Annotated in this window: 21 protein-coding genes; 11 read left to right on the top strand and 10 right to left on the bottom strand. The window is 64.7% G+C overall.

Going from position 1 to position 24,031, the window contains the following annotated elements; genetic code table 11:
- Positions 1-198 precede the first annotated feature (198 nt).
- A complete protein-coding gene (locus AB7245_RS44130; protein ID WP_085404039.1) occupies positions 199-1,122 on the bottom strand; it encodes a polyprenyl synthetase family protein in 924 nt (307 codons plus the stop codon).
- 161 nt (positions 1,123-1,283) lie between these two features.
- Between AB7245_RS44130 and mtgA the strand changes: the two genes are divergently transcribed.
- From mtgA to AB7245_RS44115, 3 genes are all read left to right on the top strand, one after another.
- Positions 1,284-1,958, top strand: coding sequence for a monofunctional biosynthetic peptidoglycan transglycosylase (gene mtgA / locus AB7245_RS44125; RefSeq protein ID WP_085404038.1), 675 nt, complete (start codon positions 1,284-1,286; stop codon positions 1,956-1,958).
- Positions 1,959-2,127: 169 nt separating this feature from the next.
- Positions 2,128-2,310: a 50S ribosomal protein L32 gene (rpmF, locus tag AB7245_RS44120; protein WP_028149139.1), complete on the top strand. Its 183-nt coding sequence runs from the start codon at positions 2,128-2,130 to the stop codon at positions 2,308-2,310.
- A 143-nt stretch (positions 2,311-2,453) separates the two neighbouring features.
- Entirely contained in the window at positions 2,454-3,089 is a 636-nt protein-coding gene (locus tag AB7245_RS44115) for a hypothetical protein (RefSeq protein WP_085404093.1), read from the top strand.
- Between the two features lie 4 nt (positions 3,090-3,093).
- Here the strand turns inward: AB7245_RS44115 and AB7245_RS44110 are convergent, their stop codons facing one another.
- Positions 3,094-3,354 carry a hypothetical protein gene (locus tag AB7245_RS44110; protein ID WP_167768148.1) on the bottom strand — a complete coding sequence of 87 codons (261 nt, stop codon included), beginning with the start codon at positions 3,352-3,354 and terminating at the stop codon, positions 3,094-3,096.
- 221 nt (positions 3,355-3,575) lie between these two features.
- Here AB7245_RS44110 and AB7245_RS44105 point away from each other — a divergent pair, with 221 nt between their 5' ends.
- Entirely contained in the window at positions 3,576-5,270 is a 1,695-nt protein-coding gene (locus tag AB7245_RS44105) for a bifunctional diguanylate cyclase/phosphodiesterase (protein WP_085404092.1), read from the top strand.
- Positions 5,271-5,455: 185 nt separating this feature from the next.
- On the opposite strand, the gene AB7245_RS44100 is transcribed toward AB7245_RS44105, so the two are convergent.
- Positions 5,456-5,824, bottom strand: a complete 369-nt coding sequence (locus tag AB7245_RS44100) for an antibiotic biosynthesis monooxygenase family protein (RefSeq protein WP_085404036.1) — start codon at positions 5,822-5,824, stop codon at positions 5,456-5,458.
- 97 nt (positions 5,825-5,921) lie between these two features.
- On the opposite strand from AB7245_RS44100, the gene AB7245_RS44095 reads away from it, so the two are divergent.
- Both AB7245_RS44095 and AB7245_RS44090 read left to right on the top strand, forming a co-directional pair.
- Positions 5,922-6,392, top strand: a complete 471-nt coding sequence (locus AB7245_RS44095; protein ID WP_085404035.1) for a MarR family winged helix-turn-helix transcriptional regulator — start codon at positions 5,922-5,924, stop codon at positions 6,390-6,392.
- Between the two features lie 126 nt (positions 6,393-6,518).
- The gene (locus AB7245_RS44090) at positions 6,519-6,809 is read left to right on the top strand and encodes a hypothetical protein (RefSeq protein WP_085404034.1); all 291 of its coding nucleotides are present in this window, start codon (positions 6,519-6,521) and stop codon (positions 6,807-6,809) included.
- Positions 6,810-6,841: 32 nt separating this feature from the next.
- On the opposite strand, the gene AB7245_RS44085 is transcribed toward AB7245_RS44090, so the two are convergent.
- From AB7245_RS44085 to AB7245_RS44070, 4 genes are all read right to left on the bottom strand, one after another.
- Complete coding sequence (locus AB7245_RS44085; protein ID WP_135215592.1) at positions 6,842-9,709, bottom strand: PAS-domain containing protein; 2,868 nt, start codon at positions 9,707-9,709, stop codon at positions 6,842-6,844.
- Positions 9,710-10,111: 402 nt separating this feature from the next.
- A complete protein-coding gene (locus AB7245_RS44080; protein WP_085404032.1) occupies positions 10,112-10,987 on the bottom strand; it encodes an acyl-CoA acyltransferase in 876 nt (291 codons plus the stop codon).
- Positions 10,988-11,082: 95 nt separating this feature from the next.
- Complete coding sequence (locus tag AB7245_RS44075) at positions 11,083-12,063, bottom strand: amino acid--[acyl-carrier-protein] ligase (protein WP_028155272.1); 981 nt, start codon at positions 12,061-12,063, stop codon at positions 11,083-11,085.
- A gap of 65 nt (positions 12,064-12,128) precedes the next feature.
- The gene (locus AB7245_RS44070; protein ID WP_085404031.1) at positions 12,129-13,346 is read right to left on the bottom strand and encodes an acyl-CoA dehydrogenase family protein; all 1,218 of its coding nucleotides are present in this window, start codon (positions 13,344-13,346) and stop codon (positions 12,129-12,131) included.
- Between the two features lie 358 nt (positions 13,347-13,704).
- Between AB7245_RS44070 and AB7245_RS44065 the strand changes: the two genes are divergently transcribed.
- The 3 genes from AB7245_RS44065 to mtnA all read left to right on the top strand — a co-directional run bounded on the left by AB7245_RS44065 (position 13,705) and on the right by mtnA (position 16,160).
- A complete protein-coding gene (locus AB7245_RS44065; protein ID WP_014491153.1) occupies positions 13,705-13,977 on the top strand; it encodes a phosphopantetheine-binding protein in 273 nt (90 codons plus the stop codon).
- Between the two features lie 179 nt (positions 13,978-14,156).
- Complete coding sequence (locus AB7245_RS44060; RefSeq protein ID WP_085404030.1) at positions 14,157-15,032, top strand: S-methyl-5'-thioadenosine phosphorylase; 876 nt, start codon at positions 14,157-14,159, stop codon at positions 15,030-15,032.
- Positions 15,033-15,050: 18 nt separating this feature from the next.
- Positions 15,051-16,160: an S-methyl-5-thioribose-1-phosphate isomerase gene (gene mtnA, locus AB7245_RS44055; protein ID WP_085404029.1), complete on the top strand. Its 1,110-nt coding sequence runs from the start codon at positions 15,051-15,053 to the stop codon at positions 16,158-16,160.
- 112 nt (positions 16,161-16,272) lie between these two features.
- Here the strand turns inward: mtnA and AB7245_RS44050 are convergent, their stop codons facing one another.
- Positions 16,273-16,908: an HAD-IA family hydrolase gene (locus AB7245_RS44050; RefSeq protein ID WP_085404028.1), complete on the bottom strand. Its 636-nt coding sequence runs from the start codon at positions 16,906-16,908 to the stop codon at positions 16,273-16,275.
- A gap of 108 nt (positions 16,909-17,016) precedes the next feature.
- Between AB7245_RS44050 and AB7245_RS44045 the strand changes: the two genes are divergently transcribed.
- Positions 17,017-17,775, top strand: coding sequence for a S1 family peptidase (locus AB7245_RS44045; RefSeq protein WP_063980005.1), 759 nt, complete (start codon positions 17,017-17,019; stop codon positions 17,773-17,775).
- A 125-nt stretch (positions 17,776-17,900) separates the two neighbouring features.
- Positions 17,901-19,403, top strand: coding sequence for a flavin-containing monooxygenase (locus tag AB7245_RS44040; RefSeq protein ID WP_085404091.1), 1,503 nt, complete (start codon positions 17,901-17,903; stop codon positions 19,401-19,403).
- A 227-nt stretch (positions 19,404-19,630) separates the two neighbouring features.
- On the opposite strand, the gene AB7245_RS44035 is transcribed toward AB7245_RS44040, so the two are convergent.
- Together AB7245_RS44035 and AB7245_RS44030 are read right to left on the bottom strand one after the other, a co-directional pair.
- Positions 19,631-20,557, bottom strand: coding sequence for a response regulator (locus AB7245_RS44035; RefSeq protein WP_014491159.1), 927 nt, complete (start codon positions 20,555-20,557; stop codon positions 19,631-19,633).
- Positions 20,541-23,912, bottom strand: coding sequence for a hybrid sensor histidine kinase/response regulator (locus AB7245_RS44030; RefSeq protein ID WP_085404027.1), 3,372 nt, complete (start codon positions 23,910-23,912; stop codon positions 20,541-20,543). The genes AB7245_RS44035 and AB7245_RS44030 overlap by 17 nt, the downstream gene beginning before the upstream one ends.
- Between the last annotated feature and the right edge of the window lie 119 nt (positions 23,913-24,031).

Here is a 24,031-nt window from a genome sequence, read left to right as displayed (position 1 = left end):
TCGCTCAACTCTCGTTGTCGCCGCGGCGGCGGCCTGCTCCCTCGCCCCGCTTGTGGGGAAAGGGTCGGGGTGAGGGGGAGCCTCCGCAAGGACGGTGAGAGCTGGATTCGCGGAGGCTCCCTCTCATCCGATATTCAAGCCGCGCCTGAATATCGACCTCTCCCCGCAAGCGGGGCGAGGTGAAGATCGTGCACTACATCAGTTCTTTCGCTCGGCGACGAAGCGCGCGGCGGCTTGCAGCACGGCGGCGCGGTCGCCGAAGATCGACACGGCGCCGTCGGCCCGCGCGAGCAGGTCGCGCACGCGCTGCTTGGCGCCTTCGATGCCGAGCTGGGTGACGAAGGTGGTCTTGCCGAGCGCTGCATCGGCGCCGGCCGGCTTGCCGAGGGCCGCCGCATCGCCTTCGACGTCGAGCAGATCGTCGGCGATCTGGAAGGCTTCGCCGAGCGCGCGGCCGTAATCGTCGAGCGCCTGATATTCCTTTTGCGAGGCCTGGCCGAGGATCGCGCCCGCGATGCAGCCGTAGCGCAGCAGCGCACCGGTCTTCATCTGCTGAATGCGGGCGACATCGATCGGCTCGTTGCCGCCAAAACGGCCTTCGCCGGCGAGATCGAGAATCTGGCCGCCGACCATGCCGCCGATGCCGGCGCAGCGCGCCAGCGCGCGCGTCAGCAGGAGGCGCACATTGGCGTCGCGGTGGATCTCATCGCGGGTGATGATGTCGAAGGCGAGCGTCAACAGGCCGTCGCCGGCGAGGATCGCGGTCGCGTCGTCGGTCTTCTTGTGCAGGGTGGGACGGCCGCGGCGCAGGTCCGAATTGTCCATCGCCGGCAAATCGTCATGGATCAGCGAATAGCAGTGGATGCATTCGAGCGCGGCGCCGGCGAGCAGGGCGGCCTCGCGGGGAACGCCGAACACGGCGGCGCTCTCGACCACCAGGAACGGCCGCAGACGCTTGCCGCCGTTGAGGCTCGAATAGCGCATTGCGTCCATCAGTCGCTTGGGACGAGCGATCTCATCGTGCAGGATGTCGTGCGCCAGCAGGCGTCCAAGCAGGGCTTCGGTGTCATCAGCGGTCTTGTCCAGGCGTTTGGCGAAATCGGACGGGGACGTGCCGGTCATCAAGAAGGGCTCCAGAACTAAAATTCGGCGGGACAATCCTTTATGCGCCCGCCCCAGTCAATCGTTTGGAAGGCCTAAAAAGTGCTGGAAAAGGCCCGAATTATCACAGACTTAATGGCGGGATCCGTGGCCGCGTTTCATTTTGCGCCGGAAAGGTCGATTTGCGCATCGTCAAGATCCTGCTGGTAGCGCTCATGGTCGTGGCTCTCGCGCCCTACGTGATCGCGCCGTTCTACCGCACCGGCCATCCGGTTTCGACGCTGATGGCCTGGCGGTCGCTCCGGGGTGCGCCGATGCATCGGGAGTGGATTGATCTGGCCGCGATGTCTCCCTCGCTGCTGCGATCGGTGGTGGCGGCCGAGGACGCCCATTTCTGCAAGCATCACGGCATCGATTGGGGCGCGCTGCGCGAGGCGATCGACGATGCGAAGGAGGACGGGACGCCCTTCCGGGGCGCCTCCACCATCACCCAGCAGGTGGCAAAAAATCTGTTCCTCTGGCAGGGGCGGGATTTTGTCCGCAAGGCGCTGGAATTCCCGCTGGCGCTGTGGATCGATTTTGTCCTGCCCAAGGCGCGAATCCTGGAGATTTACCTCAACATCGCCGAGCTCGGCCCGCAGGGCCAGTTTGGGGTCGAGGCGGCCAGCGCCTATGCCTTTGGCAAATCGGCGGCCAACCTCTCGCCCCGGGAGGCGGCACTTCTGGCCTCGATCCTGCCCAATCCGGTCAAACGGAGCGCCCGGACCCCCGGGCCTGGCGTCCGGCGGCTGGCGGGGACCTATGTGGCGAGGGCGCAGGCGAACTCGCTTTTGACCTGCTGGCGGGAAAATCGCTGATTTTGGGCCCTTTTCGGACGTATTTTCCGGTCTAAAAGCCTAGATTTACGGCCAGCCTTCCTCTATAAGCCCGGCCTTGATCGGCATTCAGCTCGCCTCGGTTTGCGGGTGCTGAGCCGTCCCCTCGCGGACGATGCCCTGACAACACCAATCCCTAGAGGATATTGAAATGGCCGTTCCGAGAAGAAAAACCTCGCCGTCGCGTCGTGGCATGCGCCGCTCGGCAGACGCCATCAAGAAGCCGACCTATGCGGAAGACAAGGACTCCGGCGAGCTCCGTCGTCCGCACCATCTCGACCTCAAGACCGGCATGTACAAGGGCCGTCAGGTCCTGAAGAAGAAAGAGTCCTGAATTTAGGACCTTTCTCCGGGCAGGATCATTTCGCCTGCCTGATTTCGGCCACCCAATGAGATATGACAATGACGGCGGCGGAGCTAATGCTTCGCGGCCGCATTGTCCTGTCCGGATATCTTGATCGAGAAGGCATTTCGCCGATGGTCGGTTTCCCGCTGCTCCTGATCCCGCTCGCGGTCTACAACATCATCGCCTTCCTGATGCCGTCCGTGTCCTTCACGGACGTGCTGTTCAAGGTGCCGATGATCACGGGCGAGACCTGGCCGGTCACGCTTGCCGACGTGATGCTCGCGCTCGGTATCGTGTTGCTGCTGTTAGAGGTGGTCAAAGGCGCGCGGCCCGGCTCGAAATTCCTGATGGATCATCTGCTGTCGCTGATCGTGTTCGGTGCTGCCGCGGCCGAGTTCGTGATGTGGCCCAAGTTCGGCAACTCCACCTATTTCCTGCTGGTGCTGCTCGCGATGGCCGATTTCCTCGGCGGTATCGCCCAGCGCACGCGCCGCCGCGTCACCTATGTCGCGGAGACGACAGTGCCGGCGCCGCGCAAGGCCAAGCGCCAGGTCGAAGCGGCAACGGACGATGTGGCGTCCGAACCCAAGTTCGAGCCGGTGTCTGCGCCGGCGGTGCCACCCGCGCCTTCAGCGCAGTCGGTCGCCGAATCCGTGCTGAAGGATCACCCCGCGCCGAAGCCGGTGAACCCGCCCTCGCCGGAAATTCCCTCGCCGGATTTGCAACCGGGCAACGGCACGCCGCCGTCTCCCGACGCGCCGCGCTGATCCTTCAAACCACCTGCCGCGTGCGCGCGGTGACGCTCGGAAGCGGGCGCTTGCTGCCATAGGCCGTCTGCGCATCTTCGGAAGAGGCGCGGCGGAGCCGGCTGGACTGGGGCAGGTGCTCGGCATTGGCAATGAGTTGGGTGACGAAGCTCGGATCGGGACGGGGCAGCGGCGCCTTGTGGACCCACTGCAACGTCGGCAGCAGCGGCACCAGGGCCGTGCCCGTGCCGTTGTCCGCGCAGTTCGGTCGATCAGTACTTAACATCGCAATCACCGTTGATCCGGCGAGGCCTGTCGCGTTTCGAGACGCCGGCGCCGGTGCGTGTCATGTACTCGCAAGGCCTATGCCGGCCGGGCCGGTTTGGTTCCGCGGGCCTGCGAAACATGGTTTCCAAATTGTTTATGAACTTTGCCTAGAGTCGGAGTCGAATCTGGCCGTATTCTGTGCCGACTCAGGACTCCCTGCTGTCCCGAAACGAGGCGATTTTGACCCCTGCATTGCCGCAAGCCTCCGACATCCTGGCCGCTCTTGGTCAGGCCGTTTTCGCCTGGGACATCGCCAGCGATTCCATCGTGTGGGGTGAGCAGGTCGCCAGCGTCTTTCCCGGCATCCCGGCCGAGCGGCTCGCGACTGGCGCCGAATTCGCCAAGCTGATCGAGCCCGCGCAGACGCTGCGGACCGCCGCGCTGGCGCAGACCTCGCCGGTGCACGGCGCCGACGGCACGCCCTATCGGGTCGAATATGGCGTGCGCATGAGCGCCGCCGATCCCGTGGTCTGGATCGAGGAGACCGGCCGCTGGTTCGCCGGCCCCGATGGCCGCCCGGTGCGCGCGATCGGCTCCATCCGCATCAACAATGAGCGCCACGCCCGCGACGAGGAATTGACCAAGCTGGCTCGGCTCGATCCGCTGACCGGTGAGCTCAATCGTTCCCACCTGATCGCGGCGCTGGCCGAGGCGATCGAGGAGACGACCCGCTTCCGCTCGACCGCAGCCTTCATGCTGGTCGGCATCGATCATCTCGCCCGCGTCAACGACGCTTTCGGCTTCGACGTCGCGGACGCCGTGATCCTCGACGTGGCCAAGCGCATCCGCGCCCGCCTGCGCGGCGGCGACGTGCTCGGCCGTTTCTCCGGCAACAAGTTCGGCCTGATCCTGAAGAACTGCACCGTCGATGACATGAACGTCGCCGCCGAGCGCTTCCTTGCCGGCATCCGCGACGAGGTGGTGCCGACCAAATCCGGCCCGGTCTCGGTCACGGCGTCGATCGGCGCGGTCAGCGTGCCGCGCTATGCCCGCAGCACCGACGAGGCCGTCAATCGCGCCCATGAGACGCTGGACGCGGCAAAACAACGCCGCGTCGGTTCGTTCGCGGCGTGGCGCCCGGATGCTGCGCGCGACGCACAGCGCCGCGTCAACATCCGTGTCACCGACGAGATCGTCACCGCGCTGAACGAGCGCCGCATCAAGCTCGCCTATGAGCCGGTGGTCGCGGCCGCCTCGCGCGAGTGCGCGTTCCACGAATGTCTGGTGCGGATGGACCAGGGCGACGGCCAGGTGCTGCTGGCGCCCGACATCGTGCCGGTTGCCGAACGGCTCGGCTTGATCCGCCTGGTCGATCACCGCGTGCTCGAGCTCGTGGTCGCCGAGCTTGCGGCCGCGCCCGACATCTGCCTCAGCCTCAACATCTCGCCTGATACGACGATGGATCCGGACTGGTGGGCTGGAATTGAGTCGCTGATGCTGGCCCATCCCGGCGTCGCCGAGCGGCTGATCGTCGAGATCACCGAGACGGTCGCGATCCAGGACATCGATGACGTGCGCGGCTTCGTCACGCGGCTGAAGAATTTCGGCAGCCGCATCGCCATCGACGATTTCGGCGCCGGCTACACCTCGTTCCGAAACCTGCGCAAGCTCGGCGTCGACATCGTCAAGATCGACGGCGCCTTCGTGCAGAACATCACCCGTTCCGCCGACGACCGCGCCTTTGTGCAGACCCTGATCGACCTCGCCCGCCGCCTCGACATCAAGACGGTTGCCGAGTGGGTGCAGGACGAAGAGGCCGCCGCCATGCTGCGCGACTGGGGCTGCGACTACATCCAGGGCCGCCTGATCGGGCTCGCCTCAGCCGACCGCCCATGGGGCACGCCGCCGGACAGCGCACTGCCAGCGGCAGGATAGAGCTGCGTCCCTTGCTTCGTCGGATAACGACGAGCTGCGCGGGGCTTTCCGCATGCTCGCTGTCATCGCCCGACTTGATCGGGCGATCCAGTATTCCAGAGACAGTTGTGTTTAAGCCGAGAGGCCGCGGCGTACTGGATGCCCCGGTCAAGCCGGGGCATGACAGCTGAGTGGGAGGCGCGCAGCTACGCGACGCAAATACCGGGCACCGCGATCTTCTGGAACAGATGCGGGCTTGCGACTGCGGATGCGGGGTAGGCGGCGATCTTTGCGCGGAATTCCGGGTGGGTGAAAGCGGCGCGGAAATGCGCGTTGGATTCCCACACTGCGTAATTCAGGTAGGTCGGGCTGTCGCCGACGGCGCGGTGAAGCTGGGTGGAGATGAAACCGGGCTGGCGCTTCATGAAGGCGGCGTCGTCCTGCCACGTCTTGAGGAAGCTCTGCTCATCCTCGGCGTCGAGCGTGAACACGTTGACGAGCACCACGGGGCCGGTTTCGAGCGCGATCTGACGGTCGATCGGGAAGGCAGGGTCGAGGGGACGCATGAGGGGCATGACATTGCTCCGGTCAAGTTGGTGTCATAATGTCAATTCGACAGTCCCGGATATAGGCAATTGACATCATGATGTCAATACGGAGCAGTGGTGCCAAATGACCAAGACCAAGCGGACCCCGGCGGGCGAAGCCCTGACCGGCCTCATCCTCGACCTGTTCCGCGCCAACAGCCTGCTTCTGACCGCTGGCGATCGGCTGGTGACATCGCTCGGCCTCACCAGTGCGCGCTGGCAGATCCTGGGGGCGATCGCCGACGCCGAGCGCCCGGAGCCGGTCGCCTGGCTCGCCCGCAATCTCGGCGCCAATCGCCAGAACGTGCAGCGCATCGTCAACGACCTCGCGCGGGATGGTCTCGTCGTGTTCGAGACCAACCCGCATCACCGCCGGGCGCAGCTCGTGGTGCTCACCGACAAGGGCAGGCAGGTCTACGACGCCGCCGGCCGGTTGCAGGTCCCGTGGGTCAACGGCCTTGCGGATGGATTGTCGGTCAGGGATATCGACGTGGCCCATCGCGTCGTGACCGCACTGCGAGCCGGTCTGAAAGACGCCGGTGAAGCGAACGAGTAAGCAAGCGAGGCGCCGGGGGACACGAGGCGTACATCGTGTGAGCCCATTTCGGACTCAAATCCGCCGCCGACTCAATCGATGTATCCAAATGCGGTTGGAGGCATGTCCTGAGTTGGGGAATTTGCCATGAGTGATGAAGATTTAATGCGTCATAAGCTGATTTCCACTGCCGAAGATATCGTGCGTGATGAGTCTTTCGAACTCTTGTCGCAGCAGCTCTGCGAAGGCGCTAGCTTTTCGGACGATGAATCCCCGTCGAACGACGTTTTTTTGCTTCTTGAGGAGAATGCGCGGCTTCGTGCGCTTGCCATCAGCCTTTCCAGCCTGGTCGGAGACCTCTCCGAACGGGAGTGGAGCAATGCGCTCGCATCGGCCGATCGTGCCACGCTCAATCGCCTGAGGTCGTGTCGGGCGTAACGATAGAGAGAGCGGCGAGGTGAAGCGGAGCGTCACGCCACGCGCCTGACCGCGTTCAGTCGCTCGATCGTGCGTCCGACCTCGGCTGCCGGGCACGGCCTGCCGAAATAGTAGCCCTGGACTGCGGTGCAGCCGCATTCGCGGACGAAGTCGAGCTGCTCGATGGTCTCGACACCTTCCGCCGTGGTCTCGACGCCGAGCACGGAGCCGAGGCTGGCGATGGTGCGGACGATGGCGACGCTCTCCGGGCTTTCGCCGAGCGTGCCGACGAAGGAACGGTCGATCTTGATGCGGTCGAACGGAAACTTGCGCAAATAGCTCAGCGAGGAATAGCCGACGCCGAAATCGTCGAGGCTGACGCGCACGCCAAGAGCGCGGAGCTGGTGCAGGATCTCGATCGTCGCCTCGCTGTCGTCGAGCAGCGCCGTCTCGGTGACCTCGAGCTCGAGCCGCTGGGGCGGCAAACCGGCTTCCGCAAGCGCGCTCGTGACCATCGCGACCAGTCCGCGCGAGCGGAACTGCACCGGCGACAAATTGACCGCGACGGTGACATCGGGCCAGGACGCCGCTGTCGCACAGGCCGTGCGCAGCACCCATTCGCCGATCGGGACGATCAGCCCGTTCTCTTCCGCGAGAGGAATGAATTCGGCCGGCGAGACCAAGCCGCGCGAGGGGTGTTTCCAGCGCAGCAGTGCTTCGAAGCCGGTAAGCTCGGTGGTGTCGAGCCGCACCTGCGGCTGGAACACGAGGTGAAATTCGCGGGCTTCAAGCGCGCTACGCAGATCGTGCTCCAGCGCGTGCCGGCCGCGCGCCTGTTCCTCCATCTCGGGCTCGAACAGCTGGTAGGCGCCGCGGCCCTTTGCCTTGGCCTGGTACAGCGCGAGGTCGGCGCATTTCATCAGCTCGTCGGCATCGAGCCCGTGATCGGGCGCGATCGCGATGCCGACCGAAACGCCGACATGGATCGACTGGCTTTCCAGCGGCGGCGGGTGGCCGATGATCTCGACCAGGCGGCGGGCGAGCCGTTCCGCCGATTGTGGCTGCGGTCCGCGCTGGAGAACGGCGAACTCGTCGCCGCCGAGGCGGGCGACGGTGTCATGCTCGCCGACATTCTCCTTCAGCCGCGCCGCGACCCAGCGCAGAAGCCGATCGCCGGCGGCGTGGCCGAGGCGATCGTTGACGGTCTTGAAATTATCGAGGTCGAAGCACAGCACGGCCATCGCTCCGCCGGCGATCGCGACCTGGTTCAGTCCCTCGCCCATTTTCTCGCGGAACAGCGTGCGGTTGGGCAGGTCGGTGAGTGAATCGTGCTGCGCCATGTGCGCCACGCGGGCCTGGGCCTTGTGGCGCTCGGTGACGTCCTCATAGGTGACAACCCAGCCGCCGTGCTCCATCCGCTTGTGATTGAGCTTGATGATGCGGCCGTCGTTCAGGTGACGGTGCAGCGTGTGTTCGCCCTCGCGCAGCCTTTCGACATAGTCGGCATAGATCCTCGCGGCGGTCGTGTTCGGATGGATGCCGAGGTCGCAGCTATGCTCCATGATCTCGCGCATCGAGACGCCGGGCTTCACGACATCGGGCGACAGCCCATACATCTCGATGTAGCGGCGATTGCAGACGATGACGCGCAGGCTCGCATCGAGCATGCACAGGCCCTGGCTCATGTTGTTCAGCGCCGCGTCGAAGCGGCGGTATTGCTCGCTCAGCTCTTCGATCGCGCGCTCGCGGTCGGTGATGTCCTCGTAGGTGGCGACGAAGCCGCCCTCGGGCAGCGCGCAGTAGCGCACCGAGATCACGGTGTCGTTCGACATGCGCCGGCGCATCGGCGAGGAATCGTGGTTCGCGATCCTCGCGCTGGCGGCTTCCAGCAGCTGTTGCGGACTGTATTCGGAAACGAACGCCCCGTTCACCATCGACCGCTCGATCAGCTCGCCGAGATGCGTGCCAGGCCTGGTTTCCTCCGGCGACAGCCGATAGATCTTGCGGTAGGTGGTGTTGCAGACGCGCAGGCGCATGTCGCTGTCGTAGAAGGCGAGCCCGTGCGCCATGTTCTCCAGCGCCGCATCGAGGATGAAGTTCTGTTGCCGCAGCGCTTCTTCGTACTGCAGCCGCTCGGTGACGTCCTCATGCACCGTCACCCAGCCGCCGTCGGGCAGGAAGCGGGACACCGCCTGCACCATCCGGCCGTCATAGCGCATCACCAGCAGGCTCTTCGCCTTTCTGCTGCGCACATCCTCCAGCCTGGTGTCATGGAACTCGTCGGCCGGCATGCCCGGCAGGTTGCCGCGCGACATCCAGTGTTCGATCACTGAGCAATGCGAGACGCCCGGCTTCACGATATCGGGGTCGAGATTGTAGAGGTTCAGAAACCGCTCATTGCAGACGACGACACGGCTGTCGCCATCGTACATGATGAGGCCGTGCGACATGTTGGCGAGCGCGTGCTGGCTGCGCTCCGTCTGCACGCGTAATTCCGCCTCGAGCCGGGCGAGGCGGCTGACGTCATCGCAGATCGTCATCCAGCCGCCGCCGGGAAGCGGCTTCAGCTCGAGCGCCATGACGAGTCCGCTCGCGAGTATCTGTTCGGTGCGGAACGGTTGACCAGCCGCGATCTGCTTCACGCGCCGGCCATAGAGCGCATCGAGTTCGCTGACAGGAAAGTTGCCGAGCGCCGCGCTGTGGGCGAGCACGTCGCGATAGCTGGTGCCGACCCGCACGATGTCGGCCGACATGTTGAACAGCGTGAGGTAGCGCTGATTGACCAGCACGATCCGGTTGTCGGCGTCGTAGACGCAGACGCCCTGCTCCATGTGATCGAGCGCAAGCTGGCTCAGCCCGACGAGGGCCTGCGGGCCCTCTGCGCGGCGTGCACCAAGCTCGTTATCGCGGATCGGCGTCATGGGATCGACGGGTCTCGGCCGGCAATAGACTTAACGCAACGTAGTTCAGCCACTGAGCGTAGCGAAGAGGCCGGAAAATTCCCTTAAGCGCAGTAGTTTACGGAGGGTGACTGGGGATGCGGAGCGGCGTGCGCCAAGCGCGCGAATGCCGAGATATCTGCAAGCCAGAGTTGGCCGTAAGCGCACGACAAACTCCGCTGTCGTCCCTGCCTAGTGCGCAATTGCGCACGGGCGCAGGGACCCATAACCCCAGGGAGAAATTTGGCGAAGACTGATCCTGAATGGTCTTCCCGCGGTACCGGCGTCTGGGCTCACAGGTAGATCACGCGGTATGGGTCCCTGCGCCCGTGCGCAATTGCGCACTAGGCAGGGACGACAGCGGATGTTTGGGTCGAGTGTCCCCTACGGCCCGTACAGCACGAGTTCCGTGTCCGTGAGGTCGCCGAGCTGCGGCCGGTGCGGACCCTTGAAATACTTGCGCCCGCGCCGCTCGGTGTAGATGCCGGCGAGGCCGGGAATCGGGCCATTGGAATCGATCGCCACCGAGATCTTGCCGAGTCGCAGCAGCAGCCGGCCGATGCGGCCTGCGCAGGCGGCGTATTCGGCGGCGCTGCGGCAATAGATCAGCTTCATCGCCGGCGGTGCGATGAAGCCGCGGCGGATGCGCACCGGCTGCAGGATGAAGGGGAACGTCCCCTTCGGCGTGCGGCAGACCAGGCTGAGGCAATTGTAGCGGGCATGCCGCGTGAGGAGCTGCGTCTCGTCGTCGGTCAGCCCTTCGATCGTCTTGGCGTGCTGCGAGATGACCTCGATCTTGCTCCAGCGCGGAGGGCGCGCGAGTGCAGGCACGGAGAAGAAGATGCCGTGGCAATAGGCACGAAAGCCCTGCGTCTCGATGATCGGCCAGGTCCACGGCGCCGGGCTGATGTTGAGATAGGTGACATCCTTGTGCCGCTGCGCGATCTTGGTCAGCAGCGGGGCGTAGTTGCGGTAGGCCGGATCGACATACCAGCTCGACAAATTGCACTGGATGGCGGCCTCTTCGCCGTGCTTTCGCGCCGTGTAGATCAGCAGCAGCACGCCGACGGGCGCGCCGTCATTGTCGAGCATGTAGCCGAAGCGCGGATAGCCCTCCGGCACGGGCCGGAAGGCCTGCCGGCGCAGACCCTGGATCCAGTAATTGCGCGAGCGGCCGACGAAGCCGCGCGTCAGCAGGTCCGCGACCGCATCGACGTCGGCCTCGGTGATCTCGCGGCATCGGACCTTGGTGTGGATCACGCTCGTTTTACCCGTGGAAATGGGAGGCCTCGTTCGCTCTATCGTTTCAGCACGATCTATTCGGAAAACCGACCCGCACTTTTCCGGATCATGCTCTAGCGCCAGCCTTCACCATGGGCATCGGCCGTGGCTAACGGCTGCATGCCCATGATCTCCCGCACCTTGGCGGGCCAAGCGGCGAGATCCGTGCCGTGGGTGTGGAACATGGCGACGGCCAGGCGGTCCATGCCGAAGGCGACGCAGCCGGTATGCGCGGGTTCGCCATTGGCGTCCTGGATGCCCCAGGTCGTGCCAAAATGTTCGCGGTGATAGTTGAAGCTCATGCAGGCGGTCGGCTGATCCTCCGAGCGGAGCGGGATCAGGAGCTCGAACTTGAGCTGCTGCTGCTTCTGGCTCACCGCCTTGATCTGGCCGACGCGGCCGAAGAAGGGGTCGCTGGCGTAGTCGACGCGGAAGGTCAGGCCGAGGTCGCGGGCGATCGCCTGCGCGCGCACCATCCAGCGCTCGCGGAAATCGGCGACGTCGTCGGGGCTGCCGATGCAGACATATTCGCGCATCCGGAACGATTGCAGCCGGTCGAGATGTTTCGACGGCTCGCGGCGGAAGCAGTCGGCAGCGACGTCGAAGCGCAGGCCGCCCTTCGGCAAAGGTCCGCGGCTCGCCGCGATCGGATAGACCGGGTAGCACGCGGCGGGCGACAGCACGAGGTCGGCCGGCGAGAGCGATGAAGTCCAGTCGCCGCCGGCATCGAAGCGGCTCACCGCCGCGTTGATCTCGCGTTCGGTGCCGTGCAGGCCGCAGACGCAGCCGAGCAGGTTCGGAAAGCTCTTGAGATAGCCGGATTTCTCGAGCTGGGCCCGGCTCATCACCGGCGGAAAGCGCATGACCTCGGTGCCGGTCTCGCGATGGTTCGTGATCAGCGCGGCCAGCCGCTCGACGACGCCCTCATAGAGCGCGGTGCGGGCGTAAACGCCGTCCGAGCCCATGGGGTGGAACAGCTTGTCGGCGAGATGATCGAGCGGATCTGCGATTTGCGGCGCGGTCTCGGGCGAGCTGGGGAGAACAGCAATGTTCATGTTCGACTTCCTGCTATCTGAAATTGTTCTTTTTGGCCGAAAGGCACGTCAGTCGCGAAGGCTTTCTAGTCTCGAAGGCTTGCCGGAATGCCGCTCATCAGCGTCGAAGTGGCGGCGTTGGCGAGAATGCGGTCGTTGTTGATCATGATCGGCGAGGACAGCACGTCGCGCAGGTGGCGGCCCATGGTGAACTCGCCATCGTTGCGGTAGCCGGAGAGGCCCGCGGTGCGCATCGCATGCATCACGGTCTCGACCGCGAGCTCGGAGGCTTGCACCTTCAACAGCGTGATCGAGGACTGGAAATCGAGCGAGCTCAGCGCGCGCTCGTCATGCTCGGCGCGGGCAAAGGTGTCGACATTGGCTGCGATCAGCGCGCGCAGCTTGGCCAGCGACATCTTCGCGGCAGTGAAATGCGCCGCGGCCGGCGGCATCTGGCCGCCCGAGGTGCGGGCCGCCTTGCGAACGAAAGCCTGAGCACGGGTCACGGCCGCGGCGGCGATGCCGGCCCAGGCCGAGGACCAGCACAGATGCGCGAACGGCGTCATGGTCTGGGCATGGATCTTGTCATAGGATTCCGGGAAGATGCGGTCGGCCGGGCAATCGACCTTCAGCTCGAAGCCGGTCGAGCAGGTGCCGCGCATGCCGAGCGTCTCCCAGCCCTGCGTCTGCTTCAGCGAATAATCGTCCTTGGCGAGCGCCAGCAGAACCTGGTCGGAGGCGGCGGCCTCGGTGGCGCGGCGGGCGATGGTGACGAGGCCGTCGGCCTCCGCACCGTAGGAGATCACGGTGGCGTCGCGCACCAGCGAGACTGCGTCGCCGGCGTGGTCGACTGCCGCGGCGCTGGCGCGAATGTTGCCGCCGTTCTGGCCTTCGGTGGTGGAGGAGGCGAGCAGCCACTGGTCGCGGGCGACCCGGCGCATCATCGTTTCCATCCAGGGGATGCCATGGCCGTGCCTGATGACACAGGCGACCTTGGTCGTGTGCATCGCATAGATCATCGCGGTCGAGGCGCAGGCGCGCCCGAGCGTGTAGCAGATATCGGTGACGTCGTAGATCGAGGCACCGAAGCCGCCGAACTCGACCGGGATCATGACGCCGAGCAGTTTCTGCTCACGCGCGACCTCGAAAGCCTTGTGGGGGAAGCGGGCGCCGCGATCGACCTCGTCCGCATCGGCAGCCGCCGCAGCGGCTGTCCGGGTAGCGCGTTCGATGAGGGAGGGGCCGTGTTCGAGAAAGCTCGTTTGCGTTTCGTCGACAGTGAGGACTGCTTCACGCACGTTCATACTCGTCCGCCTCCGGTTTGCCGTTCAGGATCGCCGGCATCATTCGCGATGCCGTGCAAGCGATCCTCCGACCATTTTGCTTGTGAGACGAGGCTACGGATTTAATTCAAATTCGTCGATGAAATAGAGGGTAAACAAAGCCAAATTCCGAACGAACAGTTAAGTTCGGGTTGTTTGCATCACCGACAATTCCGCGGTCGCGTTAGGGATCTGGAAGAACTCGGAATTCCAGACAATCTGAGTCATCGTTTACTAAGAAAGGCGAAGTAATGGTGGCGCCCATTGTGGGATCGGCCCGTCGCGCCCATCGTAGCCGGCAACCGGTCCGACCGTTGAATAGACAGATGGGAATTTACCGATGCAGGCCTTCGATACCGACGTGCGCGATCGCATCATCAAGCTGGTGAAGGGCATCCTCGAGCAGAACTCGCTCACCGCGGACATCACACCACAGGCGAAGCTCGTCGATGCGGGTCTGACCTCGATGGACATGGTCAATCTGATGCTCGGCGTCGAAGCCGAGTTCGACTTCACCATCCCGCAGTCCGAGATCACGCCCGAGAATTTCCAGTCGGTCGAGACGCTGGAGCGGATGGTCGCGACCCAGCTGCAGCTGGCGGCGGCGGCCTAATTAGACGTACCTATCACTCCCCGGGTCGTCCCTGCGAACGTCGGGGACGACACTGAGAGCGAGGCGAGCACTCCAGGCTCCTCACAGCACCGGCATCGCCCCACCGCCCCCGTTTCAAAATCGCCGCAAAACTGGCATAGCTTAACCATGTCGCACATAGCTGACAGGGTGGAGCAGGCATGACGCAGGCGGTATTGGGCATCATTGGTGGCTCCGGCATCTACGATCTGCCGGGTCTCGAGGGCGCGCGCGAAGAAGTGATCAAGAGCCCCTGGGGCGAGCCGTCGGCCCCTCTGCGGCGCGGCTCGATTGCCGGCCTGCCGATCGTGTTCCTGCCGCGGCACGACAAGGGTCACCGGCTCTCGCCCTCCGACATCAATTATCGCGCCAACATCGATGTTCTGAAGCGGGCCGGCGTCACCGACTTGATCTCGCTCTCGGCCTGCGGCTCGTTCAGGGAGGAGCTGTCACCCGGCACCTTCGTTCTCGTCGACCAGTTCGTCGATCGCACCCACAAGCGCGAGAGCTCGTTCTTCGGCAGGGGATGCGTCGCGCATGTGTCGATGGCGCATCCGGTCTCGCCGCGCCTGCGCATCCATCTTGCGGCGGCAGCTGAAGCCGAGGGCATCGCGTTTGCGCGCGGCGGCACCTATGTCTGCATGGAGGGGCCGCAATTCTCCACCTACGCGGAAAGCATGACCTACAAGACATCGGGCTATTCCGTGATCGGCATGACCAACATGCCCGAGGCGAAGCTCGCGCGTGAGGCGGAGATCTGCTACGCCACGGTCGCGATGGTGACGGATTTCGACTGCTGGCATCCCGACCACGACGCCGTCACCGTCCAGGACATCATCCGCGTGCTGACCTCGAACGCCGACAAGGCGAAGGCGCTGGTGGCGCGGCTCGCGACGGATTTTCCGCGCGAGCACGAGCCGTGCCCGATCGGTTCGGACCGCGCGCTCGACACCGCGTTGATCACGGCGCCCGAGGCGCGCGATCCCGAGCTCTTGAAGAAGCTCGATGCGGTGGCCGGGCGCATCCTGCGGGCGTGATACGAAAGGCAGAATGCCATGAAGGTTGACGGCAAGCATTTCCGCAGCATCTGGCGCGAGCGCGATGGCTGGTCGGTCGGCGCGATCGACCAGCGCCGCCTGCCGCATGAGTTCGTCATCGCGAAGCTGACTTCATGCGAAGACGCTGCGGTCGCCATTCGCGACATGCTGGTGCGCGGCGCGCCGCTGATTGGTGCAACCGCGGCCTACGGCATGGCGCTCGCCATGCGCGAGGACTCATCCGACGCTGGCCTCAAGCGCGCCTATGACACGCTGGTCGTGGCGCGGCCGACCGCGATCAATCTGAAATGGGCGCTGGACGAGATGCGCACGGCGCTCGCCCCGGTCGATCCGGTTGAACGGGCGGAGGCGGCCTATGCGCGCGCCGACGAGATCGTCGAGCAGGACGTCGAGATCAACCGCGGCATCGCCGGCAACGGCTTGAAGCTGATCGAGGCGATCGTCGCAAGGAAGAAGCCGGGCGAGACGGTCAACGTGCTGACCCATTGCAATGCCGGCTGGCTTGCCACCGTCGACTGGGGCACCGCGACGGCGCCGATCTATCTGGCGCATGAGCGTGGCATCAAGATCCATGTCTGGGTCGATGAGACCCGTCCGCGCAACCAGGGCGCCTCGCTCACGGCCTGGGAGCTCGGTCATCACGGCGTGCCGCACACGGTGATCCCCGACAACACCGGCGGGCACCTGATGCAGCACGGCATGGTCGACCTCGCCATCGTCGGCACCGACCGCGTCGCCGCCAATGGCGATGTCTGCAACAAGATCGGCACATATCTGAAGGCGCTTGCAGCACACGACAACGGCGTGCCGTTCTATGTCGCACTGCCGTCGCCGACGATCGATTTCGCCGTTGATGACGGCATCCGCGACATTCCGATCGAGCAGCGCAGCGGCACGGAGGTGACCGACATGACCGGCCGCACCGCGGATGGCCGGCTGGAGACGGTGCGCATCGTGCCGGAGGGCTCGCCGGTCGCGAATTACGCGTTCGACGTGACGCCGGCGCGGCTGGTCACTGGTCTCATCACCGAGCGCGGTGTGCTGAAGCCGGATAGAGCATCGCTGGCGGCTGCCTTTCCGGAGCGGATCGCCGCCGCGGCGGAATAGGCTGCCGTAAGGTGGGCAAAGGCGCGAAAGCGCCGTGCCCACCATCTGCTTGTGGTGGGCACGCTCCGCTTTGCCCACCCTACGGCTTCGTGCCTCGCAACGATGAGCCAGCCTACCCCAACTTCAGCCCCGTCGCCGCCTCAAGCTCCGCAATCGCCTGCGCCCCACTCGCCACCTTGATCGTGGTCATGCCCATCTCGCGCGCGGGTTTTAGATTGACGCCGAGATCGTCGAGATAGACGCACTTCTTCGGATCGACCTTCAGCGTCTCGACCATCATCCTGTAGATGCGCGGGTCGGGCTTGCGCAAGCCGATCTTGGCGGATTCGACGACGTGGTCGAACAGAACCATCACCTCGGCGATGTAGAGTGAGCGCCCGGTCATGCTGCCGATCGCGTTGGCAGGCAGATTGTTGGTGATGCAGCCGGTCTTGAATTGCGCCTTGATGCGCTTGAGGGCCTCGACCATCTCGGGACGCAGATCGCCCTGAAGCAGCGGCAGCACGTCGCGGCCGCGCACCTCCGCGCCGAGCGCGCGAGATTCCTCGGCGAAAAGCTTGTCGAAGGTGTCGATATCGACCTCGGCCCGCTCGAACTTGGCCCAGGCGTTTTCCAGATGATTGGCGGCGTTGGTGCGCCGGATGATGTCGACGGGGAGACCGCGCTCGGTCTCGTACCGCGCGAACGCCTCGAACGGCGAGCTCGTCAGCACGCCGCCAAAATCAAAGATCACAGCCTCGATCGTCAAGATCCCGCCCTCGTCAATTCCTTCCCAAGAGCGCTAGCATGCGCTATCGGCAAGGGCCAGTCTGAAGCAATCCCGCCGTCACCGATGCTGACGCCAAGGCGTGTTCCCATGAAGAAGCTTGCAACCCTCATCGCAGCCGCGCTGCTGCTCGCCACGCCCGCACACGCCATCGTCGGCGGCGGCACGCCGCAGGCCGATGGTGTCGCGCGCGCGGTCGTCACCATCGTCGGCTCGCGGGGCAATTTCTGCACCGGCAGCCTGATCGCCCCGAAGGTCGTGCTGACGGTTGCCCACTGTGTGCAGCCCGGCGCGGACTACAAGATCGTCGATCGCGGCGCTGACGGTGCGCCGCAATTGCTGAACGTGCGCACCGTCGCGATCCATCCCAACTTCAACATGCAGGCAATGCAGGCGCACCGCGCCACCGCGGACGTGGCATTGTTGCAACTGGAAATTCCACTCAAGGGAAAATCGACGGTGTCGGTCGGTGCGCCGACTATTCCAATCCAGGTTGGCAGCCGCTTCGTCATCGCCGGTATCGGCGTCACCGTCCGTGGCGACGGCAAGAGCGGCGGCGCGACGCGCGTCGCCGGGCTCGTGGCCACGGGCCAGCCCGGCACGTTCCAGATCCGGCTGGTCGATCCCGTAACCAACGGTGTTCGCGACGGAATTGGCGCCTGCACCGGCGATTCCGGCGGTCCGGTGTTCGAGGACAAGCCGAACGGCCCGGTGCTTGTCGGCGTCATCAGCTGGTCCACGGGGCCGAACGGCGCCGCCGGCTGCGGCGGATTGACCGGCGTCACGCCGCTCACGCTCTATCGCGACTGGATTTTGCAGACCGCGCGGAGCTGGGGTGCGGCGTTATAGTTTGACCGCGAATTGATCTATGTCATTTTGAAGTGGAAGCGCGATGGGTGACCATGCCCGTCGCGGAGGAAACGCGCCGTCCGGTCAAGGGCGGCCACAAAAACAAGCAAGGCATAGAAGCAACAATGAATGTCGCTGTCCGCAGTCACGCCACAACCAAGCAGGCCTCTGAACATTTCGACGTGCTGATCGTCGGTGCCGGCATCTCCGGCATCGGCAGCGCCTATCACATCGAAAAGCAGCTTCCCGGCACGAGCTACGTCATCCTGGAGACGCAGGCGACGTTCGGCGGCACGTGGAGCACGCATCGCTATCCCGGCATTCGCTCGGACAGCGATCTCCATACCTTCGGCTACAGTTTCAAGCCCTGGGTCGGACCGCCGATCGCGACCGCCGAGGAAATCCTCGCCTACATGAACGAGGTGATCGACGACAACGATATCGCCCGACACATCCGCTACAAGCACCAGATCAATTCCGCGAGCTGGTCGAGCGAGCAAAATCTCTGGACCATCGAGGCGACAACGACCGACACCGGCGAGGCGAAAACGTTCACCGCCAACTTCCTCTGGATGTGCCAGGGCTATTATCGCCATTCCGAAGGCTACACGCCGGAATGGAAGGGCATGGACCGCTTCAAGGGCCGCATCGTCCATCCGCAGAGCTGGCCCGACGATATCGACCTCGTGAACAAGAAGGTCGTCGTGATCGGCTCCGGCGCGACCGCGGCGACGCTGGTGCCGAACATCGCCGACGCCTGCGCGCATGTCACCATGTTGCAGCGCTCGCCGACCTATTTCCGGCTCGGCCGCAACGCCATCGAGATCGCCGAGGAGCTGCGCCGGCTTCAGGTCGACGAGGAATGGATCCACGAGATCGTCCGCCGCAAAATATTGTTCGAGCAGGATGCTTTCACAAAGCTCTGCATTGCCAAGCCGGAGCAGGTGAAGAAGGATTTGATCGACCAGATCCGCGCGGTTCTCGGGCCGGACTACGACGTCGAGACGCATTTCACGCCGACCTACCGGCCGTGGCGGCAGCGTATCGCCTTTGTGCCCGACGCCGATCTGTTCAAGGGCATCGCCAGCGGCAAGGCCTCCGTCGTCACCGATGAGATCGAATGTTTCGTCGAGAACGGCATCCAGCTCAAGTCCGGCAAGCTGCTGGAAGCCGACGTCGTCGTCACCGCAACCGGCTTCAATCTTGCGGCGCTCGGTGACATCGCCTTCGAGATCGACGGCAAGCCGCTCGCCTTCGGCGACACCGTGACCTATCGCGGCATGATGTTCACGGGCGTGCCGAACATGGTCTGGGTGTTCGGCTATTTCCGTGCGAGCTGGACGCTGCGCGTCGACGTCGTCGCCGATTTCGTCTGCCGGCTGCTCGGCCACATGAAGGCCAAGGGCACGAAGAAGGTCGAAGTCAGGCTGCGGCCTGAGGACCACAACATGCCGATCCTGCCCTGGATCGATCCGGAAAACTTCAATCCCGGCTACATCATGCGCAACATGGACCTGCTCCCCAAGCGCGGCGACAAGCCGGAATGGCAGCACAGCCAGGATTACTGGACCGAGAAGGACGAGATCCCGAAGACGGATCTGGACGACGGAGCGTTTGTTTACGGGTGAGGGGCCGTCGGAGTAGGGAACGTTAGAAGCCCCCCACACTCGGCTGTCGTCCCGGGGCGCGGAAGCGAGCCCGGGACCCATACTCCCAGGCAGTGGTCATAGGGTTGGCTGGTCACTCCGAGTCTTCACCAAACCACTTCCTGTGGTTATGGGTCCCGGGCTCGCTTCGCGCCCCGGGACGACACTGTTGGTTGGGTGAACGGCGCACCAACTCATCTGCAGTGCTGCTACGAATTCCTTCGCGTCGCATTCGTTGCAATCGCGGCCGCCGCGGTCCGGTTCTCCACGCCGAGCTTGGCGTAGATCTGCTCCAGGTGCTTGTCCACGGTGCGCGGGCTCAAGCCCAGGATCTGCGCGATATCGCGGTTGGTCTTGCCCTTGCTGAGCCAGGCCAGCACTTCGCCCTCGCGGGTGGTGAGGCCGAGCTCGCTGGTGAATTCGGGTGGCAGCGCAGTGCCGGACTCCTTGGACAGCCGCAGCAGGAACTCGTTCGGCGCGGTCTCGCCCATGTAGTAGAGCCGCAGTTGCGGATTGTCGGGCAGGGGAGCCGCCTGCGACTTCGAGCTGCCCTTGTCCTTCGCCTGCTCCAGCCATTGCAGGAGTGATGGCGGCAGGACGAAGTCGTCGGCCTGCGCGCCATGATGATCGGCCAGCAGTTTTTGCGCCTGCGGGGTGGCCCAGAGCACGTGGCCCTGGCGGTTGACCGCGAACAGGAAGCGGCCGGAGACGTCGAGCGCGGCACGCGCGCTCTGGGTCAGGCGGGCGTTGCCGAGATGGACGCGGATGCGCGCCAGCATCTCCTCGATCACAATCGGTTTTGTCACGTAGTCGACGCCGCCGGCCTCCAGCCCGCGCACGATGTGCTCGGTCTCGGCGAGGCCCGTCATGAAGATCACGGGCACGTTGGCAACGCCCGCATCGCGCTTGAGCCGGCGGCAGGTCTCGAATCCGTCCATGCCGGGCATCACGGCGTCCAGCAGCACGATGTCGGGCGTGATCTGGTCGACGATGCGCATCGCGGCCGCGCCGTCGAGCGCCACCATCACCGTCATCCCGGCGCCGTCGAGCGCGTCGGTGAGCAGCCGCAGCGTCTCCGGGGAGTCATCGACAACTAGCGCGACATCGCGCTTCCTCGACTCAATGCTCATGCGCATGCAACGTCTTCAATGTGGCCATGTACCGGTCGAGATCGAAGCGGTCGACCAGCGACCGCATTTCCGCGACGAAGTCGGCATGCTCGGGGTGCTCGCTGCCGATCTCGTCCAGCTTCAACTGGATGCCCTTGACGTAGCCGATCTGGCCCAGCCCCATCAGCGCCTCGATGTGCCGCACCGGTGGCCTTGATCCGCTCTCGAGCCGCCAGAACGGCACCGCGATCTGGTCCGAGCCGTACTGCCATTCGATCTTCAGGAGCTGACGGATCGTCTCCAGCAGCCGCGGGATGTCGATCGGCTTCATCAGATAGCCGTCGTGGAAGGGCTGCGCCAGCGGCGCGCCGTGAGCCTCCAGCGCGCTCGCCGACACCATCAGGATGCGCGCCTGGTGGTGGCCGCTCGTGCGCAAGGCCTCCGCGACGGCCCAGCCGTCCATGGCAGGCATCGAGATGTCGAGCAGGAACAGGTCGGGCCGGCAATGCTGCGCCAGCGCGAGGCATCCTGGCCCATCGGGTGCACTGAGCAGGATGAAGCCGAGCGGCGCCAGCACCTCGCGCAGGAGGTCGCGATGCACGGGGTCGTCGTCGGTGATGAGGATGGTCTTGCGTGCGCCCCGATAGCCGGAGACCGGCGCCTCTACCGGCGCGATGCGCAGCGGATTGGCGACTTCCGATAGCAGGATCTTGACCTTGAAGGTGCTCCCGGCGCCAACCGTGCTCAGGACCTTGATGTCGCCGCCCATGACGCCGGCGAGCAGCCGGCTGATGGTCAGGCCCAGCCCGGTGCCGGTCTGCGGCTGCGAGACGCCGAGCGCGCCACGCTCGAAGGGCGCAAAGATGCGTTCGAGGTCGTCGCCCTGGATGCCGGGGCCGGTGTCGATCACTTCGAACTCGGCAACGGGGCTGCGATAGTGCACGACGAACTGCACGCTGCCGGTCTGGGTGAACTTGATCGCGTTGGAGAGCAGGTTGATCAGCACCTGGCGGAGCCGCTTCTCGTCGGCGTAGACCACGACCGGCAAATGCGCCGGCCGCCTGAACACGAAGTCGATGCCCTTGGCGGCGGCCTGGAGACGGAACATGCCGACGAGCTGGTCGAGGAATTCGCTCAGGCGCACTTCGTCGCGCGACAGATACAGCCGTCCCGCCTCGATCTTGGAAATATCAAGAATGCCGTCGATCAGGCCGGAGAGGTGATCGGCACTGCGGCGAACCACGCGGACCTGGTCGCGCGGCTTGGTGTTGAGCGTTGCGTCCTGCTCCAGGAGCTGGGCATAGCCGCTGATCGCATTCAGCGGCGAGCGCAGCTCGTGGCTCAGCCCCACCACGTAGCGACTCTTGGCGAGGTTGGCAGATTCGGCGACCTCCTTGGCGCGCTGAAGCTCGGCGTCGGTGCGCTTGTGCGCGTCGATCTCCTGGATCAGCAGCGTCGTCTGCCGCCGCGTCTCGGCCTCGGCGGCGCGACGGCTCTGCTGCGCCAGCACGAACAGCCAGGCCACAACGCCGATGATGATGCTGAGCGAGAAGAACACCTTCCAGAGCACGTTCGAGACGAGCAAATTCTCGCCCGGCACGCTCGCCGAGGTCTGAAGATAGATCAGTCCCAGCACCAGCGCGACGAGGCCGGCGGAGACCACGAAGACGCCGATATAGTGGCCGAACTGCGAGTTGATCCGCCGGTAGATCGGTTCGGGAAGAATCTTGCCGAGCGCGTCGGCGAACTGCACCTGCGCCCGCGCATGCGGCTTGCAGAGGTCGTGGCAGCGTGCATCGAGCGAGCAGCACAGCGAGCAGATCGGGCCGGCGTAAGCGGGGCAGGACGTCATGTCCTCCGGCTCGAAACTGTGCTCGCAGATACAGCACTGGATCGACTCGATGTTGGCCCAGCTCCGCTTCGGCTTGCGCGCGATGTAGTACTTTCCGTCGGTGAGCCAGGCGATGACAGGCGCGGTGACGAAGGCGACCGTCAGCGCGACGAAGGCGGCGAGCGCCTTCATGGTCGGGCCGAACAGGCCGTAGAACGCCGCGATCGAGACGATGGTCGCGATCGTCATGGCGCCGACACCGACCGGATTGATGTCGTAGAGATGGGCGCGCTTGAACTCCATCTGCGGCGGGCGCAGGCCGAGCGGCTTGTTGACGACGAGATCGGCGACGAGCGCGCCGACCCAGGCGATCGCGACATTGGAATAGAGCGCCAGCGTCTGCTCCAGCGCCTTGTAGACGCCGATCTCCATCAACAGCAGCGCCACCATCACGTTGAACACCAGCCAGACCACCCGGCCGGGATGGCTGTGCGTCAGACGCGAGAAGAAGTTCGACCAGGCGATCGAGCCGGCATAGGCGTTGGTGACGTTGATCTTGAGCTGCGACAGGATCACGAACATGCCGGTGAGCGCCAGCGCCAGGTCCGGCTGCGACAGCACGTAGCGAAACGCTTCGAGATACATGTGCGCGGGCTCGGCCGCCAGCTCGCCGGAGAGGCCGTGGCTCAGCGCGAAGAAGGCGAGAAAGGAGCCCAGTAACAATTTCAGTGCGCCGAAGATGATCCAGCCCGGGCCCGCGATCAGCAGGGCGATCCACCACGACGTTCGCGACGTGCGGCGGTCGCGCGGCAGAAACCGGAGGAAGTCGACCTGCTCGCCGACCTGCGCCACCAGCGAGAACACCACGGAGGATGCGACACCGAACAGCAGCAGATCGAAATGCCCGCTCGGGTCGCCATGCTCGCCGGCGAACTTGCGCCACTCCGTAAACGAGTAAGGGTTGGCCCAGGCGATCGCGGCGAAGGGCAGGATGTGCAGGATGATCCAGATCGGCTGCGTCCAGAGCTGGAAGCGGCTGATCAGCGTGATGCCGTAGGTCACGAGCGGAATGATCGCCACTGCGCTGATGAGGTAGCCGATCGGGCGCGGAATGCCGAAGCACATCTCCAGCGCCGTTGCCAGGATCACCGCCTCGATGGCGAAGAAGATGAAGGTGAAGGAGGCGTAGATCAACGAGGTGACGGTCGAGCCGATATAGCCGAAGCCGGCGCCGCGGGTGAGCAGGTCAATGTCGATGCCGCATTTGGCTGCGTAATAGGCAATCGGCACGCCGCAGAAGAAGATGATGGTGGAGACAACGAGGATCGCGGCGCTGGCGTTGGTGACGCCGTAGTTCAGCGTGATGGTGCCGCCGATCGCTTCCAGCGCCAGAAAGGAGATGGCGCCGAGTGCAGTGTTGGCGACACGGGCGGCAGACCAGCGGCGCGCGCTCTTGGCGGTGAAGCGCAGCGCGTAGTCTTCCAGCGTCTGGTTGGCGACCCACTGGTTGTACTGGCGCCTGACGCGGTCTATTCGCTGCCGCCCTGCCACTCGTTACCCCACTCCCGATACGTCCCAGAGCCCTCGCAAATTCCGTACCAGAAGCCTACGTCGGTATTTTGCGGTGCAGTATACGCGATCTTGCGTATGCTTGCGCTGCACAAATTCGA

This window comes from Bradyrhizobium sp. 604_D8_N2_3, assembly GCF_051810765.1.
Taxonomy (GTDB): Bacteria; Pseudomonadota; Alphaproteobacteria; order Rhizobiales; family Xanthobacteraceae; genus Bradyrhizobium; species Bradyrhizobium barranii.
The sequence above is the reverse complement of the archived record's forward strand: the minus strand, read 5'-3'. Positions and strand labels throughout refer to the sequence as shown.

Excerpts from the sequence above, each read along its gene's own strand:
- AB7245_RS44110 (WP_167768148.1), bottom strand. The coding sequence starts at position 3,354 with ATGTTAAGTACTGATCGACCGAACTGCGCGGACAACGGCACGGGCACG.
- AB7245_RS44060 (WP_085404030.1), top strand. The coding sequence starts at position 14,157 with ATGACGCAGGCGGTATTGGGCATCATTGGTGGCTCCGGCATCTACGAT.
- rpmF (WP_028149139.1), top strand. The coding sequence starts at position 2,128 with ATGGCCGTTCCGAGAAGAAAAACCTCGCCGTCGCGTCGTGGCATGCGC.
- AB7245_RS44095 (WP_085404035.1), top strand. The coding sequence starts at position 5,922 with ATGACCAAGACCAAGCGGACCCCGGCGGGCGAAGCCCTGACCGGCCTC.
- AB7245_RS44100 (WP_085404036.1), bottom strand. The coding sequence starts at position 5,824 with ATGCCCCTCATGCGTCCCCTCGACCCTGCCTTCCCGATCGACCGTCAG.
- AB7245_RS44115 (WP_085404093.1), top strand. The coding sequence starts at position 2,454 with ATGGTCGGTTTCCCGCTGCTCCTGATCCCGCTCGCGGTCTACAACATC.
- AB7245_RS44040 (WP_085404091.1), top strand. The coding sequence starts at position 17,901 with ATGAATGTCGCTGTCCGCAGTCACGCCACAACCAAGCAGGCCTCTGAA.
- AB7245_RS44070 (WP_085404031.1), bottom strand. The coding sequence starts at position 13,346 with ATGAACGTGCGTGAAGCAGTCCTCACTGTCGACGAAACGCAAACGAGC.
- AB7245_RS44065 (WP_014491153.1), top strand. The coding sequence starts at position 13,705 with ATGCAGGCCTTCGATACCGACGTGCGCGATCGCATCATCAAGCTGGTG.
- AB7245_RS44075 (WP_028155272.1), bottom strand. The coding sequence starts at position 12,063 with ATGAACATTGCTGTTCTCCCCAGCTCGCCCGAGACCGCGCCGCAAATC.
- mtnA (WP_085404029.1), top strand. The coding sequence starts at position 15,051 with ATGAAGGTTGACGGCAAGCATTTCCGCAGCATCTGGCGCGAGCGCGAT.
- AB7245_RS44085 (WP_135215592.1), bottom strand. The coding sequence starts at position 9,709 with ATGACGCCGATCCGCGATAACGAGCTTGGTGCACGCCGCGCAGAGGGC.
- AB7245_RS44045 (WP_063980005.1), top strand. The coding sequence starts at position 17,017 with ATGAAGAAGCTTGCAACCCTCATCGCAGCCGCGCTGCTGCTCGCCACG.
- AB7245_RS44130 (WP_085404039.1), bottom strand. The coding sequence starts at position 1,122 with ATGACCGGCACGTCCCCGTCCGATTTCGCCAAACGCCTGGACAAGACC.
- AB7245_RS44090 (WP_085404034.1), top strand. The coding sequence starts at position 6,519 with ATGAGTGATGAAGATTTAATGCGTCATAAGCTGATTTCCACTGCCGAA.
- AB7245_RS44035 (WP_014491159.1), bottom strand. The coding sequence starts at position 20,557 with ATGCGCATGAGCATTGAGTCGAGGAAGCGCGATGTCGCGCTAGTTGTC.